Below are 17533 nucleotides of genomic sequence, written 5' to 3' on the forward strand. Positions count from 1 at the left end.
GCGTGGCTTGCCGCGGACTGCGAATAGCTTTACAACTAGCCGCTCAGTTGACTGCAACCTTGAGTTTTTTATGAATTCCATCGCCCAAGCCGTACCGGAAGCGGCCCTGCAGGCCATCCGCAAACTGATCAAGGAGCAAGGCTTCGGGCCGGGCCATGCGCTGCCGTCCCAGCGCGACTTGGCGGTGCAGTTGGGGGTGAGCCGGGCGTCGTTGCGTGAGGCGTTGTCGTCCTTGAGTGCCTTGGGTGTGGTCAGCGTGCAACCGGGTAAAGGCGTGTTTGTGCAGGCGGCGGAGGAAGCACCGGGATTTGCCTGGCCGTTTGCAGCCCAGGCCACGCCGCTGGATATCTTCCAGTTGCGCTACGCCCTGGAAGGCTTCGCGGCGGGGCTGGCGGCCGTGACCTTGACGATCGATGAGCTGGACCAACTCGAAGATAACGTCGAGGCCATGCGCAAGGTGCTCAAGGCTGGCGACTTCGAAGCGGCCGCCCGGCTGGACTTCGAATTCCACCAGCGCATCCTGCTGGCCAGCGGTAACCAGGCGATGATGAGCATCCTGAGTGTCAGCGCCGAGGTGTTCCTGGAGAGCCAGAAACTACCGTTCATCCGGCCGGAGCGGGCTATGGAAACCTGGCAGGAGCACCGCAAGATCCTGCGCGCCCTGGCCCGGCGCGCCAGTGCGGCGGCGCAAAAAACCATGCAGGAACATGTACGTAATGCGGCGTTGCGCACAGGCATTGCCTTCGTGACCCCCGTCGCGCCGTGAGCTGGGCGATACCCAAACTCATGCACCACCATAGCAACACTCAATCAGAGGCGGCTTCCTGAACGGGGGAAGGGCGGCTATGATGGGCCACGTTTTTTTTGCTTACAACCCGGAGACATCCATGAGCAACGATCTTATCAAGCACGTCACCGACGCGACCTTTGAGGCCGAAGTACTCAAGGCTCAAGGCCCGGTGCTGGTTGACTACTGGGCTGAATGGTGTGGCCCTTGCAAAATGATCGCTCCTGTTCTGGACGACATTGCGACCACTTACGACGGCAAGCTGACCATTGCCAAGCTGAACATCGACGACAACCAGGAAACCCCGGCCAAGCACGGCGTGCGTGGTATTCCTACGTTGATGCTGTTCAAGAACGGCGAAGTTCAGGCGACCAAGGTAGGCGCGCTGTCGAAGTCCCAGCTGCAAGCTTTCCTCGACGCGAACATCTAAACGTCGTCAAAAAAGCCCCGCAAATCGCGGGGCTTTTTCGTTAAACAGGGCTAGACGCTCCGAAACTCAGGTGTTACATTCGGCCCCGCACTGGTTTCTCCACTGCCCCCTGCAAGCCGTCGCCGACGCATTCCTTTTCGATTAGTACGCGATCCTGTCGCCTTCTCTGCGGCGCGGCCTCATTAAGCCAAAAGCTTAATTTCCCCCCTCCATAAATGATTACGTCATTCCTATATGAATCTGACTGAACTCAAGCAAAAGCCGATTACCGACCTGCTCCAACTGGCCGAAGAAATGGGCATAGAAAATATGGCCCGTTCGCGCAAGCAGGACGTGATTTTCTCCCTGCTGAAAAAGCACGCGAAAAGCGGCGAGGAAATCTCCGGTGATGGCGTGCTGGAGATTCTCCAGGACGGCTTCGGCTTCCTCCGCTCTGCTGACGCTTCCTATCTTGCCGGCCCAGACGATATCTACGTCTCGCCGAGCCAGATCCGTCGCTTTAACTTGCGCACCGGTGACACCATCGTTGGCAAGATCCGCCCTCCAAAGGAAGGCGAGCGGTATTTCGCCCTGCTCAAGGTCGACACGATCAACTTCGATCGTCCTGAGAACGCGAAAAACAAGATTCTTTTCGAGAACTTGACCCCGCTGTTCCCGACTGTGCGCATGAAGATGGAAGCCGGTAACGGTTCCACCGAAGACTTGACCGGTCGTGTGATCGACCTGTGCGCCCCGATCGGCAAGGGCCAGCGTGGCCTGATCGTCGCACCGCCGAAAGCCGGTAAGACCATCATGCTGCAGAACATTGCAGCGAACATCGCGCGTAACAATCCTGAAGTTCACCTGATCGTATTGCTGATCGATGAACGTCCGGAAGAAGTAACCGAAATGCAGCGCACCGTGCGCGGCGAAGTGGTTGCCTCCACGTTCGATGAACCGCCAACCCGTCACGTACAGGTTGCCGAAATGGTGATCGAGAAGGCCAAGCGCCTGGTCGAACACAAGAAGGACGTGGTGATCCTGCTCGACTCCATCACCCGTCTGGCCCGTGCCTACAACACCGTGATCCCGAGCTCCGGCAAGGTCTTGACCGGTGGTGTCGATGCCCACGCCCTGGAGAAACCGAAGCGTTTCTTCGGCGCCGCGCGGAACATCGAAGAAGGCGGCTCGCTGACCATTATCGCCACCGCACTGGTTGAAACCGGTTCGAAGATGGACGAAGTGATCTACGAAGAGTTCAAGGGTACCGGCAACATGGAACTGCCCCTGGACCGTCGCATCGCGGAAAAACGCGTGTTCCCGGCCATCAACATCAACCGCTCCGGCACCCGCCGCGAAGAGTTGCTGACCGCCGACGACGAACTGCAGCGCATGTGGATCCTGCGCAAGCTGCTGCACCCGATGGACGAAGTAGCCGCCATCGAGTTCCTGGTCGACAAGCTGAAGACCACCAAGACCAACGACGAGTTCTTCCTGTCGATGAAGCGTAAGTAATACAGCGTTTCAGGTCCGAAAGAATGGCGCCCTCAGGGGCGCCATTTTTTTTGCGCCCGCTTTTTAAGCACGCCCCGCAGCCAAATACCCCCCAGAGCAGGTAGGATGTACGCCTATTTTACGGGTGGCATGGTTAATGAAATTCAAGGATCTTCGGGATTTCGTGCAGCAACTTGAGCAGCGCGGAGAGTTGAAACGTATCCAGATGCCGATTTCCCCGGTACTGGAAATGACTGAGATTTGCGACCGCACCCTGCGCAACAAGGGCCCGGCGCTGCTGTTCGAGAACCCGACCGGCTATGACATCCCGGTGCTCGGCAACCTGTTCGGCACGCCTGAGCGCGTGGCGTTCGGCATGGGCGCCGAGTCGGTCAGCGAACTGCGCGAGATCGGCAAGCTGCTGGCCTTCCTCAAGGAGCCCGAGCCGCCCAAGGGCTTGAAGGATGCCTGGTCGAAGCTGCCGATCTTCCGCAAGATCATTGCCATGGCCCCCAAGGTGGTCAAGGACGCGGTGTGCCAGGAAGTGGTCATCGAAGGCGATGACGTCGACCTGGCCATGCTCCCGGTGCAAACCTGCTGGCCCGGCGACGTCGGCCCGCTGATCACCTGGGGCCTGACCGTTACCAAAGGCCCGAACAAGGACCGCCAGAACCTCGGCATCTACCGTCAGCAAGTGATCGGTCGCAACAAAGTGATCATGCGTTGGCTGAGCCACCGTGGCGGCGCGCTGGACTACCGCGAGTGGTGCGAAAAACACCCTGGCCAGCCGTTCCCGGTCTCCGTGGCTCTGGGCGCTGACCCGGCGACCATCCTCGGCGCCGTGACGCCGGTGCCCGACAGCCTCTCCGAGTACGCTTTCGCGGGCCTGTTGCGCGGTAACCGCACCGAGTTGGTGAAGTGCCGTGGCAACGACCTGCAAGTGCCGGCCACGGCCGAAATCATTCTCGAAGGTGTGATCCACCCGGGCGAAATGGCCGATGAAGGCCCGTACGGCGACCACACCGGCTACTACAACGAAGTCGACAGCTTCCCGGTGTTCACCGTCGAGCGCATCACCCATCGGATCAAGCCGATCTACCACAGCACCTACACCGGCCGTCCGCCGGATGAGCCCGCGATCCTTGGCGTAGCGCTCAACGAAGTGTTCGTACCGATCCTGCAAAAGCAATTTCCGGAAATCACCGACTTCTACCTGCCGCCCGAAGGCTGCTCGTACCGCATGGCCATCGTGACCATGAAGAAGTCGTATCCGGGCCACGCCAAGCGGGTAATGCTGGGTGTGTGGTCGTTTTTGCGACAGTTCATGTATACCAAGTTCGTTATCGTCACCGACGACGACATCAACGCCCGCGACTGGAACGACGTGATCTGGGCCATCACCACGCGCATGGACCCCAAGCGCGACACGGTGATGATCGACAACACGCCAATCGACTACCTCGACTTCGCCTCGCCAGTCTCGGGGCTGGGCTCGAAGATGGGCCTGGATGCCACCCACAAGTGGCCGGGTGAAACCACCCGCGAGTGGGGCCGGGTGATCGTCAAGGATGAAGCCGTCACCGCCCGTGTCGATGCGATCTGGAAAGAATTGGGAATAGATTGATGCGTGTAACCCTGCAACCTTCCGGCGCCGTATTGGAGCTGGTCCCTGGCGAGCGAATCCTCGAAGGCGCGCGTCGCCTGGGTTACGAGTGCCCCCAGGCCTGCCGCAACGGCGTGTGTCATGTCTGCGCCGCGCTGCTGGTGGAAGGCCGTGTGAAGCAGGCCGGTGAAGTGCGCGACCATGGCGAGTTCTACACGTGCATCGCTGAGCCGCTGGAAGATTGCATTGTGTTGTGGGATGGCGTGTTGGCGCCGGGAGAGTTGCCGTTGCGCAAGTTGTCGTGCCAGTTGAGTGAGTGCGTGGACGTCGGTGGTGATGTGTGGCGCGTGCGCCTGCGGGCCCCGGCCGGCAAGGCCGTGCGTTACCACGCCGGGCAATACCTGATGATCGAACGAGAGAATGGCGAGAAATCGGCGTTTTCCCTGGCCTCGGCGCCCCACGCCGGGCGTGAGCTGGAGTTGCATGTGCTGGTCCGCGAAGACAGCGCCCGCAGCCTGCTTGAGCAATTGCAGCGCAACCAGATGGCCCGCATCGAGTTGCCCTTTGGCGACACCCACCTGGCCGAACTGCCCGACGGGCCGTTGGTACTGATCGCCGCCGGCACCGGCATGGCGCAGATGCACAGCCTGATCGAACATTGCCGTGCTTCCGGCTTCAAGCACCCGGTGCACCTGTACTGGGGCGTACGACGCCCGGAAGACTTCTACGACATCGAACACTGGGACCAGTGGCAGCAACTGCCCAACCTGTTCCTGCACAAGGTCGTCAGCGACCTGTGCGGCTGGGAAGGGCGTTGCGGGTTGTTGCATGAAGCGGTGTGCGAAGACATCAGCGATCTCAAGGCCGTGCACGTCTACGCCAGCGGTTCGCCGGCGATGATCTACGGCACGCTGGATGCGTTGGTCGAGGCCGGGATGGATGCGCACCAGATGCGTGCCGACGTGTTTGCCTACGCACCTCGCCCCTGAAGGCTTGCGCTGAACCCTGTGGGAGCTGGCTTGCCTGCGATATCGGTGTGCCAGCCAGCCGATGTTTTCCTGACCCACCGCTATCGCAGGCAAGCCAGCTCCCACACCGATCTGCGCTGTACTCAGAAGCGCACACCCGTCGTCACCATCGCCGCATTGAACCCCAGCAACACCAACTCCGCCGCCACCGGCCCGTAATGGGCACCCACCGACGGAATGATCACCGGCGCCACGCCATAACGGTTCAAAGGGATCTTGTCACGGTACTTGCCGCGATAACCCTGGATCGCCCCGCCGGTCAGCTTCAGGTACACCGGATAGTCAGCCATGTCGTAGCGCTTGCCCGCGTAGGCGTAGTACGAACGCTGTCTGAACGAGTTGCGAAACGTCGCCCCGCCATACACAAAGCCTGAGGCCTCATTGCGCTCCAGGCCGATCAGGTCCTGGTTGTTGTTGTGCTCGGGGTCTGGCGCGAAGTGCCGGGTGTAGAGGCTGGTTTGCGCGTACCAGAAGCCTTTGTCATCTTCGGTCGCTGGCGCTTCGCCCGCCAGTGCAGTGGTGGCCTGGGCCAGGAACAGCAGGCCCGGCAATCGGAATTTTTTCATCGGTGCGACCTCGATAGTCGGTTTGAAGAGCGGCTAAGTGGGTCGTTGTGTGCACGCTATTTTGACGGCTTGCGGCGTTCCCAGGCTGAACCGTGGCTGAAAGTAGCGGGAGTACCCCCTTCAATCCTGACGGACGGGGCATCGGGCTTATGCTTTTGCTTATTCCTTTAAGGTATTTAATTTATCTGAAAGATATCTTTAAGCTATATCGCAACGGACTACCGATTTTCTGCCAAACACTAATAACTGACCGCCACCGCCCGCCAGCCGGATCGATCGTACGCATTCAGAGCATGAAGTTCTGACAGATGATTCCAAGGGGAGCGGTATGGGGAGTTACCAGAAACACGCGCTGTACTCGGCGATTTTGTCGGCCAATTTGCTGACCGCCGTGGGCTTCAATCCAGTATTCGCGGCTGAAACGTCCGCCACCGATGCAGCCAAACTCGACACAGTGATTGTCACCGGCACCCGCGCCCAGGAGCGTACTGCCAGTGCTTCGCTGTCGCCGGTGGATGTGATTTCCGGCGATACCCTGCGCAGCACCGGCTCTGATGAGTTGGGTGCGGTATTGGCGCGCCTGATCCCGTCGATCAACTTCCCACGCCCGAGCCTGGTGGACGGCGCCGAACTGGTGCGCCCGGCGCAGTTGCGCGGGCTGTCGCCGGATCAGGTGCTGGTGCTGGTCAACGGCAAGCGCCGTCACACCAGTGCTTTCGTCAACCTCGGCGGTGCGGTGGGGCGTGGCTCGGCACCGGCGGACCTGAACGCGATCCCGCTGTCGGCAGTGGACCATATCGAAGTGCTGCGCGACGGCGCCTCGGCGCGCTACGGTTCGGACGCGATTGCCGGGGTGATCAACGTGATCCTCAAGCACGCCGACCATGGCGGTTCGATCTCCAGCAAGTTCGGCCAGTACAAGAAGGGTGACGGCATCCAGCGCAACATCAGCGGCAACACTGGGCTGGCGCTGGGCGACAACGGTTTTATCAGCCTCTCCGGCGAAGGTGCCGACAACGATTACACCAACCGCGCTGGCAAGGATTACCGCGCCGCGAGCATCGGCTCCACCACCTATGGTCAGCAGGTGTTCCGCCAGGGCGAACCGGCGACCAATGAAGGCAAGTTCCAGTTCAACGCCGAATATGCCTTCAACGATGCGGCCGAGTTCTACAGCTTCGGCGGCTACAGCAAGCGGCGCGGCGAGACGGCGGCGTTTTACCGCGCCAGCAATGCGTCCAACAACATCGCGGCGCTCAACCCCAACGGCTACCTGCCGCTGATCAAGGGCAACCTCGAAGACACCTCGCTGGTGGTGGGCCTGCGCGGGTTGCTGGCCTATGACTGGCATTACGACCTCTCGGCCAACTACGGCAAGAACCAATACGAACTCAGTACCGAAACCATCAACACCTCCCTAGGCCTGGCCACGCCGCGCAAGTTCGACAACGGCACCCTGAGCAACGACCAGAAGCAGGTCAGCCTGGACTTGTCCCGTGAGTTCGACGTGGGCTTCCTGCCGTATCCGGTGTCCGTCGCCTTTGGCGGCGAATACCTGCGTCAGGGTTATGAAATCGAAGCGGGTGACGCTGCGTCCTACTACCAGACGGGTAGCTCGGGCCTTGGCGGCTTCCGTGAGGCGGACGCCGGCACCAGTTCGCGCCACAACTGGGCGCAGTACCTGGACCTGGAAACCAACTTCACCGAAAAACTCAGCGCCTCGGCCGCCGTGCGGCATGAGGATTACAGTGATTTCGGCTCCAACGTCAGCGGTTCGCTGTCGGCGCGCTACGACTTCACCCCGCAGGTGGCCTTGCGCGGCAGTATTTCCAATGGCTTTCGCGCACCGTCCCTGGCCCAGCAGAACTTTGCGTTTACCTCGTCCCAACTGATCGGCAGCGAAATCCGCGAGGCCGGCACGTTCCCGGCCTCCAGCCAGGTCGCGCGCCTGCTCGGCGCAGAAGACCTGAAGGCCGAGAAGTCGCGCAACTACAGCCTGGGCCTGGTGCTGGAACCCGCCGATGACCTGACAGTGACGGTGGATGTGTATCGCATCGATATTCGCGACCGTATCAGCCTGTCGTCCAACCTCAACCTGAGCCCGGCCACCCAGGCTTACCTGCAAGCCAACGGCGTCGGCAACATCAACTACACCACCGCCCGTTACTTCACCAATGCCACCGACACCAGCACCGACGGCGTCGACCTGGTGGCCAATTATCGCTACCAGTTCGATAACGGCATCCGCTGGAACAGCACCGTGGGCTACAACTACAACCACACCAAGGTCACGGACGTGAAGGCCAACCCGGCTATCCTCGACAGCCTCGGTGCCAACCTGGTGCGCGTAGACCGTCGCGAGAAAAGCGGTTTGCTCGGCGACACCACACCGGAACACAAGCTGAGCCTGGGTAACGACTTCACCTTCGGTAATTGGGCGCTGCACAGCAACCTGGTGCGCTACGGTGAATTCACCAGCTATCAGGCCGACAAGGTCAACGACCAGACCTTCAAGGCGGCGTGGGTGCTGGACCTGTCGGCGGACTACAAGCTGCAGAACTGGACCTTCACCCTGGGCGGCGACAACGTCACCGACAAGTACCCGGAAAAGGTCAATGCGTTCGCCAGCAGCGGCGGCAACCTCGCCTATAGCACTTTTTCGCCGTACGGTTACAGCGGTGCGTTTTATTACGGTAAAGTTGCTTACAACTGGTAACAGACAGGAGACCTAAGCGATCTGCCATGACCGTTATTGAATCCGATCTTATGCAATTGGCTTACCCTCCGCGGCTCGATCTGGGGCCGCAACTCACTCACGAACAGTTGATGAGCTCGATGCAGGCCACGATGGGTCGGCATAAGGGTGGGCCGGTCTGGCTTTTTGCTTACGGTTCGCTGATTTGGCGTCCGGAATGTTCTTCGACGCAACGGGTGCGGGCACGGGTCCACGGTTATCACCGGGGCCTGTATTTGTGGTCCCACGAGCATCGGGGCACGCCGGAAGTGCCGGGGTTGGTGTTTGGCCTGGATCGCGGTGGCTCTTGCAGCGGGTTCGCCTACCGCTTGCCGGAGGACCAACTGGAAGCCTCGCTGTACGCGCTGTGGTGCCGCGAAATGCCCTATCCCTCCTACCGGCCGCATTGGCTCAGCTGCCGTCTTGAGGATGGCACCCAGGTGCAGGCGTTAGGGTTTGTGTTGGAGCGGCACTTGCCCAGTTATGCGGGAAATTTACCCGACCAGGTGTTGAATCATGTGCTGGAGAGCGCTTGCGGGCGTTACGGCACTACGCGCGATTATGTCGAGCAGACCGTCAACGCCCTGCGTAGCCACGCCATGCCAGATAAAAACCTGGAGGCGCGGCTCAAGCGGTGTGCCAAGGACTGTTCAGGCAGCGATTAACGCGCTGCGCTGACGCTGTTGGTGTGCCACAGCGTAGGAATCAGGAACGCGATGGCCAACAGGCATGCGCCCACCAGCAGCACGAAGCCGCCGTCCCAGCCGAAGTGGTCCACGGTGTAGCCCATGGCCGCACTCGCCGCCACCGAACCACCCAGGTAGCCGAACAAGCCGGTGAAGCCTGCCGCGGTGCCAGCGGCTTTCTTCGGTGCCAGTTCCAGTGCCTGCAAGCCGATCAGCATCACCGGGCCGTAGATCAAAAAGCCGATGGAGAACAGTGCGATCATGTCGATCATCGGGTTGCCTGGCGGGTTGAGCCAGTAAACCAGGGTCGCCACGGTTACCAAGGCCATGAACACCACGCCGGTCAGGCCACGGTTGCCACGGAAGATCTTGTCCGACATCCAGCCGCATAGCAGCGTGCCTGGAATGCCCGCCCACTCGTAGAAGAAATACGCCCACGAGGTTTTATCCACGTTGAAGTGCTTGGCTTCCTTGAGGTAGGTCGGTGCCCAGTCCAGCACGCCGTAGCGCAGCAGGTAGACGAACACGTTGGCGAAGGCGATGTACCACAGCATTTTGTTGCGCAGCACGTACTTGACGAAGATTTCCTTGGCGCTGAATTCCTCCTCGTGGCTGGCGTTGTAGCCTTCGGGGTAGTCGTTCTTGTACTGCTCAATCGGCGGCAAGCCCACCGATTGCGGGGTGTCGCGCATGGTGATGAAGGCAAACGCCGCCACCAGCAACGCTACGGTGGCCGGGACGTAGAACGCCGCGTGCCAGTCGTTGAACCACGCCATGCCCAGCAGGAACAGCGGGCCGATCAGGCCGCCACCGACGTTATGCGCCACGTTCCACACCGAGACCACGCCGCCGCGTTCTTTCTGCGACCACCAGTGCACCATGGTCCGCCCACTCGGCGGCCAGCCCATGCCTTGGGCCCAGCCGTTGATGAACAGCAAGATAAACATCATGGTCACGCTGGACGTTGCCCAAGGTGCGAAACCGAAAATGAACATCACCCCCGCCGATACCAGCAGGCCGAAGGTCAGGAAGTAGCGCGGGTTGGAGCGGTCGGACACCAGGCCCATCAGGAACTTGGACAAGCCGTAGGCAATTGCGATGGCCGACATCGCCAGCCCCAGTTCACCACGGGTGTAACCCTCGTCGATCAGGTAGGGCATGGCCAGGGAAAAGTTTTTGCGCAGCAGGTAGTAACCGGCGTACCCAAAGAAAATACCGGCGAAGATCTGCCAGCGCAGGCGTCGGTAAGTGCTGTCTATTTTTTCTTCAGGCAGGGGCGCCTGATGTGCGGCAGGGCGAAAGAAAGCAAACATTCAAGAGCTCCAAATTTCTTGTTTTGACTGCGGATGCGAATGTTACAGTTTCGTTACCGAAAATAGCATCGCCTCTTATCTGCAAACACAGGAAATGAGAGCAAGTGCATGTTCTCTTACGAACATGTCGCGAATGGGTAAGTGTGGGTCGTTTGCCGTTCTTCGGGACTGTGGAGATGAAAATGTGGGAGCGGGCTTGCTCGCGAATGCGGTGGATCAGTCACCGAATATATTGACTGACGCACCGCATTCGCGAGCAAGCCCGCTCCCACACTGATCGCATTTCAAAGCTATTAGCGGGTTTGTACGACGACTTTCCCGACAGCCCGACGCTGCCCCAAGTCATTAATCGCCTGGGCCGCCTGCTCCAGCGGATACACCTGCGACACCAACGGTTTCAACTTGCCCTCGGCATGCCAAGTGAACAACTGTTGGAAATTCGCCGCATTGTCCTGCGGCTGACGCTGGGCAAACGAGCCCCAGAACACACCCACCACCGCCGCGCCCTTGAGCAACGCCAGGTTCACCGGCAACTCAGGGATGCGCCCGCTGGCAAAACCCACCACCAGCAAGCGGCCGTTCCAGGCGATGCTGCGGATGGCCTGGTCAAACAGGTCGCCGCCCACCGGGTCGTAGATCACGTCGGCGCCGTTGCCGTCGGTGAGGCGCTTGATCTCGTCTTTCAGGCTGGTTTCGCTGTAGTTGATCAACTCATCGGCGCCGGCCGCCTTGGCCACCGCGAGTTTGTCGGCGCTGCTGGCGGCGGCGATCACGCGGGCGCCCATGGCTTTGCCGATTTCCACGGCGGCCAGGCCCACGCCACCGGAGGCGCCGAGGACCAGCAGGGTTTCGCCGGGTTGCAGGTTGGCGCGTTGTTTCAGCGCGTGCATCGAGGTGCCGTAGGTCATGCTGAAGGCAGCGGCGGTGTTGAAGTCCATGCTTGGCGGGATCGGCAGCACGTTGTAGCCGGGCACCGCGACCTGCTCGGCAAAGCTGCCCCAGCCGGTCAGGGCCATGACCCGGTCGCCAACCTTGAGGTGGCTGACCTTTTCGCCGACTTCACTGACTACGCCCGCCGCTTCACCGCCCGGCGAGAACGGGAAGGGTGGCTTGAACTGGTACTTGCCCTCGATGATCAAGGTGTCCGGGAAGTTGACCCCGGCGGCATGCACGTCCAGCAGGATCTCGTTCTTCTTGATCGCTGGGCTGGCGACCTCTTCCAGCACCAGGGTTTCGGCAGGGCCGAAGGCTTTGCACAGCACAGCTTTCATCGGACTATTCCTTTGGGCGTCGTGGCCGATAAGTGTAGAAGGGCAGGTCTGTGGGTCAACGAGCATGCTCGCGCCTGATAAGTCGCCATAAGCTTGTGCTTAGCGTTGCTAGCGTTATGCTAGCGCGCAACCGAATGTGAGGAATGAACTGTGAAAGCGTGGATCCTGTTGATGCTGGCCCTGACCTTGCCGATGGCAGCCCAGGCCGAAGAAGCCAAAGAAGGCGAGGCGCCGAAAGTCAGCTACATCAGCCTCAGCCCGCCGTTTGTGGGTAACTATGGCCTGGACGGCACCGCGAAACTCAAAGTGTTCAAGGCCGACATCGCCCTGCGCGTGACCGGCACCGAAGCCGCCGCAGCGGTCAAAGCCAACGATGCGTTGATCCGCAACCAGTTGGTGGCGTTGTTCACCCAGCAGACCAACGAGACCATGAGCACGGTGGAAGGCAAGGAGAAGCTGCGCCAGGAAGCCCTGAAACAGACTCAGCAAGTGATGAATGACGAAACCGGCAAGCCGGTGGTGGAAGACCTGTTGTTTAACAACCTGATCATTCAGTAAGCCGGGCGCTTCGCGCCATTCGCGAGCAAGCCCGCTCCCACATTCGACCGCATTTTCATGTTGAAACGCGATCAACTGTGGGAGCGGGCTTGCTCGCGAAGAGGCCCTGACAGTCACCTCAGGACGCCAAACTCTTCCTGAACCGCCCCAACGCCACCAAGAAAAACACCAACCCAATCCCTGCCAACGCCAGCAAATCCGGCCACACCACGCCAACCCCTGCATCCCGAAACAGAATCGCCGCACTCAAGCTCACAAAGTGTGTGGAAGGCGAGCCCTGCATCACCCACTGCAACCACTCGGGCATGCTGTCCAACGGCGTACTGCCGCCTGACAACAGCAGCATCGGGATAATCACCGGAATCGCCAGCAAGCCGAACTGCGGCGTCGAGCGCGCCAGTGTGGCGAGAAAGATCCCCAGCGCCGTACTGGCAAACAGATACAGCGCCGTCACAAACAGGAACAGACTCAGCGACCCGGCCAGCGGTACGCCGAGCAACCCCTTGACCACCACCTCCAGCGACACCCAGGTACACAGCACCACCACCAGCATGTTGCTCCAGATTTTCGCCAGCATGATCTCCAGCGCAGTCAGCGGCAGCACCAGCAAGTGGTCGAGGGTGCCGTGTTCGCGTTCGCGCAGCAGCGCGGTGCCGGTGAGCACGATGGCCAGGATGGTGATGTTGTTGACGATCTGGATCACCGCCAAAAACCAGCCGCCTTCCAGGTTGGTATTGAACAGCGCGCGGGTGGTCAGCAGCGCAGGCGTCTGGCTGGCTGCGTTGGCTTGGCCGCTATAGGCCAGCAGCTCGCGCTGGAAAATCCGGCCGATGTAACCGGCGCCCATAAACGCCTGGCTCATCGCCGTGGCATCCACATTCACCTGCACGCCAGGCTGGCGACCAGCCAACAGGTCGGCCTGGAAGTTCGCCGGTACGTTGATCACGAAGGTGTACTCGCCGCTGTCCATGACCTTGTCCAACTGTTCATAGGCCAAGGGCGCAGGTGCTTGAAACTCGGGCGGCTGCAACGCCTCGGCCAGTTGCCGAGAGAGCGCGCTGTGGTCTTCATCGACAAACGCCACGCTGGCGTTGTGCACGCCGATCACTGAACCGGCGGCGGGCATGTAGATGGCCACGGTGAAGGCATAGAACAGGAACAGCAGCAGCACGCTGTCGTGGCGCAGGCTGGTCAATTCCTTGAGCCCCAGCCGCAGGATGTGCGCGAACGTATGCATCAGGCCTCCTGCTTCTTGAGCATCACCAGGCTCAGCCCGGTGAACGCGACAAAGAACCCGAACAACGCCAGGCACTGCGGCCACAACTGGCGCAGGTCCAGGGCCTTGGTGAAAGTGCCCACCGCGATATCCAGAAAGTGCCCCGCCGGAAACAGCGTGCCCATCAGCGCAGCCGCCCCTTCCAGGGACGAGCGCGGCACGATCAGCCCGGAGAACTGAATGGTCGGCAGGCTGGTGATGATCATGGTGCCCAGGATCGCCGCGATCTGGGTGCGGGTGAACGCGGAAATCAGCAGGCCCATGCTGGTGGTGGCCAGCACGTACAACAGGCCACCGAAGGCCAGGGTCACACCGCTGCCCTTGAAGGGCACGCCGAACAACCAACGGTTCATGGCCACCAGCAACGCCAGGTTGACCAGGCTGACGGCCAGATACGGCGCCTGTTTACCCAGCAGGAACTCCAGACGCGTGAGCGGCGTGGCGTAGAAGTTGGTGATCGAGCCCAGCTCCTTCTCGCGCACGATGCCCAGCGCGGTCAGCATCGCCGGGATAAACGCCAGGATCAGCGCCATCACGCCGGGGCCGATGGCATTCACGCTGACCACGTCCTGGTTGTAGCGGAAGCGGGTTTCCAGCGTGGCGCCGCCTGCGCTGCTGCGGGGCAGGCTGCTCAGTTCGGCCAGTTGCGCAAGGTTGCCTTGGTGTACGGCTTCCACATAATTACGGCTGGTTTCTGCACGAAACGGCATGCCGCCATCGAGCCAAGCGGCGACTGTGGGCTGGCGGCCGGCATAGAGGTCACGGCCAAACCCCGGCGGGATTTCCAGAGCCAGTTTGATTTCCGAGCGTTGCAGGCGCCGGTGCAGTTCGTTAGCGTCGCGGATGGCCGGTTGCTCGGCGAAATAACGTGAGCTGCGAAAAGCCTCCAGGTAGGCGCGGCTTTGTGGCGTCTGGTCTTGGTCGTAGACGGCAAAGGCGAGTTTCTCCACATCCAGGGAAATGCCGTAGCCGAAGATCACCATCATGAACAACGCCCCGAGCAGGGCAAAGGCCATGCGCACTTTGTCGCGCAGCAGTTCCTTGCCTTCGCGGCTGGCCACGGCCAACAGGCGGGCCACGCTGAAACCGCGTTTGCTCACCGGCGGTGCAGTGGTTGGGTTGACGGTGGCGACGGGCGCCTGGGCTTCGGGTTCACCTTGGGCTTGCTCCAGGCAGGTGACGAATGCCGCCTCAAGCGTGTCGCCCTGGAACTGCTGTTGCAGCGCCTGCGGCGTGTCGCAGGCGAGCACCGTGCCGGCGTGCATCAGGGAGATGCGGTCGCAACGCTGGGCTTCGTTCATAAAGTGGGTAGACAGGAAGATCGTCACGCCTTGTTCGCGGGACAGTTCGATCAACAGTCGCCAGAAGTCATCCCGTGCTGCCGGGTCTACGCCTGAAGTGGGCTCATCCAGGATCAGCACTTCCGGGCGATGCAGCACCGCTACCGCCAGTGACAAGCGCTGACGCAAGCCCAGGGGCAGCTCGCCAGATGGTTGTTCGGCCACATCACCGAGGTCGAAACGCTGGATCAACTCATCGATACGCGGGCCGCTGTCGGCCTTGGGCAGGTCGAACAGTTGCGCATGCAGCACCAGGTTCTGGCGCACGCTGAGTTCGCCATACAGCGAAAAGCTTTGCGACATGAAGCCCACGCGCTTGCGGGTGGCCAGGTCCTTGGCATTCACCGGGTTGCCCAGCAGCTTGGCGCTGCCTTCGGTAGCTGGCATCAGCCCGGTGAGGACTTTCATGGTGGTGGTCTTGCCACAGCCGTTGGAGCCGAGGAAACCAAAAATCTCGCCCCGGCCGATGGCAAAGCTGACGTTGTTTACCGCCGTAAAGTCGCCAAAGCGCAGGGTCAGGTCGTGGGCCTCGATGGCGATGTCGGTGTTGTCGCTTGCGCGGGGCGGGATCACCAGCGGTTGGTTGTCGTGGGCGCTGTCGCCCTGGAAGTGGGTGAACGCCTCGTCCAGCTTGCCGCTGGGCGTGGCGGCGGCCAGTTCACTGCTCAGGCCCTCGGCGATCAGCTTGCCGCGATCAAGCATCAAGCAGTGTTCGAATTGCTCGGCCTCTTCCATGTAGGCCGTTGCCACCAGCAGCGTCAGTAGCGGGCGTTCCTGGCGTACGGTTTCCACCAGTTCCCAGAAGCGGCGGCGCGACAGCGGATCGACGCCGGTGGTGGGTTCGTCGAGGATCAGCAGGTCCGGGTCGTGGATCAGCGCGCAGCACAGCCCGAGTTTCTGCTTCATCCCGCCGGAGAGCTTGCCCGCCGGGCGCTCGGCGAAGCGTGCGAGGTCAGTGGCCAGCAGCAGGTTGTGCATACGCTGGTCGCAGTCGGCCTTCGACAAGCCAAACAGGGTGGCAAAGAAGCGAATGTTTTCGCTGATGGACAACTCGGGGTACAGGTTGCCGCCCAGGCCTTGGGGCATAAAGGCGATGCGCGGGTACAAGCTGTTGCGGTGACGGCGGTCATCGATGGCGCCGCCCAGCACATTCAGTTGGCCGTCCTGAAGTTTCTTGACCCCTGCGATCAACCCCAACAGGCTCGACTTGCCCGCACCGTCCGGGCCGATCAACCCGCAGCGCGTGCCGGCCGGCAGGCTGAAACTGATATCGAGCAGTGCCTGTTGCTTGCCGTAGCGGTGGTGGATGCCGGTGGCGTGCAGCGCCAGACCGGTCATTGCAGGTTGGCCGGCCAGTCGATATCAGCTGTGCGCACATAGCCAGCGCCGGGCATGCCGGGCTTGGCCTGGGGCACGGCGCTGGGTTGGGTCAGGCGCAGTTTGACGCGGAACACCAGCTTCTGGCGTTCGTTGCGGGTTTCCACTTCCTTGGGCGTGAATTGGGATTTGGCGGCGACAAAGCTGATTTTCGCCGGCAGCGGTTGCTGGGGCAACGCGTCGAGCAGGATGCGCGCATCGCTGCCGACGGTGAGGCGGCCGGTGACGGAGGCGGGCAGGTAGAGGTTCATGTACTGGTCATTGGGATCGATCAGCAGCAGCACGCGACCGCCTGCGCCGAGCACTTCACCGGGCTCGGCCAGGCGCAGTTGGATGATCCCGTCGATAGGCGCGCGCAGGCTGCTGTCGTCGATTTCGCTGGTGAGCTGGGCGACCTGGGCCTGGGCGGCGCCGATGGCGGCTTTCACCGAATTGACCTGGGCTTGGGCTGCAATTACGGCGGCGTTGCCGGTGTTTTGCCGGGCTTGCTGCTGGTCGATCAATTGGCTGCTGGCGAAGCCGCGCTTGTACAGTTCCTGGGTGCGCTTGAGTTCTTGGTTGGCCAACAGTTGTTCGCTCTGGCGCAGTTGCACATTGGCCTCGGCGGCGGCGAAATTTTCCTTGGCGCGCAGTACTTCGGCTTCGGCTTGGGCGCGTTGGGCTTCCAAGGTGCGGGTGTCCATGCGTGCCAGCACCTGGCCCTTGAGCACTTTGTCGCCTTCATCCACGCGCACTTCGGCCAGGCGCCCGGGGATTTTGGCGGCGATCTGCACTTCGGTGGATTCCAGGCGGCCATTGCCCATGCTCAGGCCTTCGGGCAGGCGGTCTTGGGTGGAGCGCCAGTAACCAAAGCCGCCAGCGCCCAGCAGCAGGGCGATCAATGCGATGGCGAAAAGACGGGAGGTGTGGTGGTTCGTCGACATGGCGGCTTCCTGCGGCATTAGCGTCCTAGTTTGACCGGTTGGCGCCCGAAGGCGGTTGATGCCGGTCAAATGAACTGTAGGAGCGAGCTTGCTCGCGAAAAACGTCAACGATAGCGCGGTCCGTCTGGAAGGTCGCGGTGACTTTGCGTTTTTCGCGAGCAAGCTCGC

General features: G+C 61.3%; 14 protein-coding genes. 8 read left to right on the forward strand and 6 right to left on the reverse strand.

Going from position 1 to position 17533, the window contains the following annotated elements; translation table 11 throughout:
* Nucleotides 1–70 precede the first annotated feature (70 nt).
* The 5 genes from ACLD1Y_RS01285 to ACLD1Y_RS01305 all read left to right on the forward strand — a co-directional run bounded on the left by ACLD1Y_RS01285 (nucleotide 71) and on the right by ACLD1Y_RS01305 (nucleotide 5282).
* Nucleotides 71–766: a FadR/GntR family transcriptional regulator gene (locus ACLD1Y_RS01285; RefSeq protein WP_429474740.1), complete on the forward strand. Its 696-nt coding sequence runs from the start codon at nucleotides 71–73 to the stop codon at nucleotides 764–766.
* A gap of 121 nt (nucleotides 767–887) precedes the next feature.
* The gene (gene trxA, locus ACLD1Y_RS01290; protein WP_429474742.1) at nucleotides 888–1217 is read left to right on the forward strand and encodes a thioredoxin TrxA; all 330 of its coding nucleotides are present in this window, start codon (nucleotides 888–890) and stop codon (nucleotides 1215–1217) included.
* 234 nt (nucleotides 1218–1451) lie between these two features.
* Complete coding sequence (rho, locus tag ACLD1Y_RS01295; RefSeq protein WP_016973082.1) at nucleotides 1452–2711, forward strand: transcription termination factor Rho; 1260 nt, start codon at nucleotides 1452–1454, stop codon at nucleotides 2709–2711.
* Between the two features lie 136 nt (nucleotides 2712–2847).
* Nucleotides 2848–4314, forward strand: coding sequence for a 4-hydroxy-3-polyprenylbenzoate decarboxylase (gene ubiD / locus ACLD1Y_RS01300; RefSeq protein WP_122427246.1), 1467 nt, complete (start codon nucleotides 2848–2850; stop codon nucleotides 4312–4314).
* Nucleotides 4314–5282, forward strand: coding sequence for a CDP-6-deoxy-delta-3,4-glucoseen reductase (locus ACLD1Y_RS01305; RefSeq protein WP_429474746.1), 969 nt, complete (start codon nucleotides 4314–4316; stop codon nucleotides 5280–5282). Before ubiD ends, ACLD1Y_RS01305 begins: the two co-directional genes overlap by 1 nt.
* A gap of 122 nt (nucleotides 5283–5404) precedes the next feature.
* On the opposite strand, the gene ACLD1Y_RS01310 is transcribed toward ACLD1Y_RS01305, so the two are convergent.
* Nucleotides 5405–5887, reverse strand: a complete 483-nt coding sequence (locus tag ACLD1Y_RS01310) for a sn-glycerol-3-phosphate transporter (protein ID WP_429474748.1) — start codon at nucleotides 5885–5887, stop codon at nucleotides 5405–5407.
* A 328-nt stretch (nucleotides 5888–6215) separates the two neighbouring features.
* On the opposite strand from ACLD1Y_RS01310, the gene ACLD1Y_RS01315 reads away from it, so the two are divergent.
* Together ACLD1Y_RS01315 and ACLD1Y_RS01320 are read left to right on the forward strand one after the other, a co-directional pair.
* Nucleotides 6216–8603, forward strand: a complete 2388-nt coding sequence (locus tag ACLD1Y_RS01315; RefSeq protein ID WP_429474751.1) for a TonB-dependent receptor plug domain-containing protein — start codon at nucleotides 6216–6218, stop codon at nucleotides 8601–8603.
* A 26-nt stretch (nucleotides 8604–8629) separates the two neighbouring features.
* Nucleotides 8630–9286 (forward strand): gamma-glutamylcyclotransferase, encoded by a 657-nt coding sequence (locus ACLD1Y_RS01320; RefSeq protein WP_429474753.1) that lies wholly within the window; start codon nucleotides 8630–8632, stop codon nucleotides 9284–9286.
* Here ACLD1Y_RS01320 and glpT read toward each other — a convergent pair.
* Nucleotides 9283–10620: a glycerol-3-phosphate transporter gene (glpT, locus tag ACLD1Y_RS01325; protein WP_429474756.1), complete on the reverse strand. Its 1338-nt coding sequence runs from the start codon at nucleotides 10618–10620 to the stop codon at nucleotides 9283–9285. The genes ACLD1Y_RS01320 and glpT overlap by 4 nt on opposite strands.
* A gap of 293 nt (nucleotides 10621–10913) precedes the next feature.
* Nucleotides 10914–11891 (reverse strand): NADPH:quinone oxidoreductase family protein, encoded by a 978-nt coding sequence (locus tag ACLD1Y_RS01330; protein WP_429474758.1) that lies wholly within the window; start codon nucleotides 11889–11891, stop codon nucleotides 10914–10916.
* A gap of 150 nt (nucleotides 11892–12041) precedes the next feature.
* On the opposite strand from ACLD1Y_RS01330, the gene ACLD1Y_RS01335 reads away from it, so the two are divergent.
* Entirely contained in the window at nucleotides 12042–12449 is a 408-nt protein-coding gene (locus tag ACLD1Y_RS01335) for a flagellar basal body-associated protein FliL (RefSeq protein WP_099585937.1), read from the forward strand.
* A gap of 118 nt (nucleotides 12450–12567) precedes the next feature.
* On the opposite strand, the gene ACLD1Y_RS01340 is transcribed toward ACLD1Y_RS01335, so the two are convergent.
* The 3 genes from ACLD1Y_RS01340 to ACLD1Y_RS01350 are packed head-to-tail and all read right to left on the reverse strand — an operon-like array spanning nucleotide 12568 to nucleotide 17365.
* Entirely contained in the window at nucleotides 12568–13686 is a 1119-nt protein-coding gene (locus tag ACLD1Y_RS01340; RefSeq protein ID WP_429474761.1) for an ABC transporter permease, read from the reverse strand.
* Nucleotides 13686–16403, reverse strand: a complete 2718-nt coding sequence (gene rbbA / locus ACLD1Y_RS01345) for a ribosome-associated ATPase/putative transporter RbbA (RefSeq protein ID WP_429474763.1) — start codon at nucleotides 16401–16403, stop codon at nucleotides 13686–13688. The genes ACLD1Y_RS01340 and rbbA overlap by 1 nt, the downstream gene beginning before the upstream one ends.
* Nucleotides 16400–17365, reverse strand: coding sequence for an HlyD family secretion protein (locus ACLD1Y_RS01350; RefSeq protein ID WP_429474765.1), 966 nt, complete (start codon nucleotides 17363–17365; stop codon nucleotides 16400–16402). Before ACLD1Y_RS01350 ends, rbbA begins: the two co-directional genes overlap by 4 nt.
* Nucleotides 17366–17533: the final 168 nt, after the last annotated feature.

Source organism: Pseudomonas sp. 18175, from assembly GCF_050432925.1.
In the GTDB taxonomy this organism is placed as follows: Bacteria; Pseudomonadota; Gammaproteobacteria; order Pseudomonadales; family Pseudomonadaceae; genus Aquipseudomonas.

Excerpts from the sequence above, each read along its gene's own strand:
- ACLD1Y_RS01285 (WP_429474740.1), top strand. The coding sequence starts at position 71 with ATGAATTCCATCGCCCAAGCCGTACCGGAAGCGGCCCTGCAGGCCATC.
- trxA (WP_429474742.1), top strand. The coding sequence starts at position 888 with ATGAGCAACGATCTTATCAAGCACGTCACCGACGCGACCTTTGAGGCC.
- rho (WP_016973082.1), top strand. The coding sequence starts at position 1,452 with ATGAATCTGACTGAACTCAAGCAAAAGCCGATTACCGACCTGCTCCAA.
- ubiD (WP_122427246.1), top strand. The coding sequence starts at position 2,848 with ATGAAATTCAAGGATCTTCGGGATTTCGTGCAGCAACTTGAGCAGCGC.
- ACLD1Y_RS01305 (WP_429474746.1), top strand. The coding sequence starts at position 4,314 with ATGCGTGTAACCCTGCAACCTTCCGGCGCCGTATTGGAGCTGGTCCCT.
- ACLD1Y_RS01310 (WP_429474748.1), bottom strand. The coding sequence starts at position 5,887 with ATGAAAAAATTCCGATTGCCGGGCCTGCTGTTCCTGGCCCAGGCCACC.
- ACLD1Y_RS01315 (WP_429474751.1), top strand. The coding sequence starts at position 6,216 with ATGGGGAGTTACCAGAAACACGCGCTGTACTCGGCGATTTTGTCGGCC.
- ACLD1Y_RS01320 (WP_429474753.1), top strand. The coding sequence starts at position 8,630 with ATGACCGTTATTGAATCCGATCTTATGCAATTGGCTTACCCTCCGCGG.
- glpT (WP_429474756.1), bottom strand. The coding sequence starts at position 10,620 with ATGTTTGCTTTCTTTCGCCCTGCCGCACATCAGGCGCCCCTGCCTGAA.
- ACLD1Y_RS01330 (WP_429474758.1), bottom strand. The coding sequence starts at position 11,891 with ATGAAAGCTGTGCTGTGCAAAGCCTTCGGCCCTGCCGAAACCCTGGTG.
- ACLD1Y_RS01340 (WP_429474761.1), bottom strand. The coding sequence starts at position 13,686 with ATGCATACGTTCGCGCACATCCTGCGGCTGGGGCTCAAGGAATTGACC.
- rbbA (WP_429474763.1), bottom strand. The coding sequence starts at position 16,403 with ATGACCGGTCTGGCGCTGCACGCCACCGGCATCCACCACCGCTACGGC.
- ACLD1Y_RS01350 (WP_429474765.1), bottom strand. The coding sequence starts at position 17,365 with ATGTCGACGAACCACCACACCTCCCGTCTTTTCGCCATCGCATTGATC.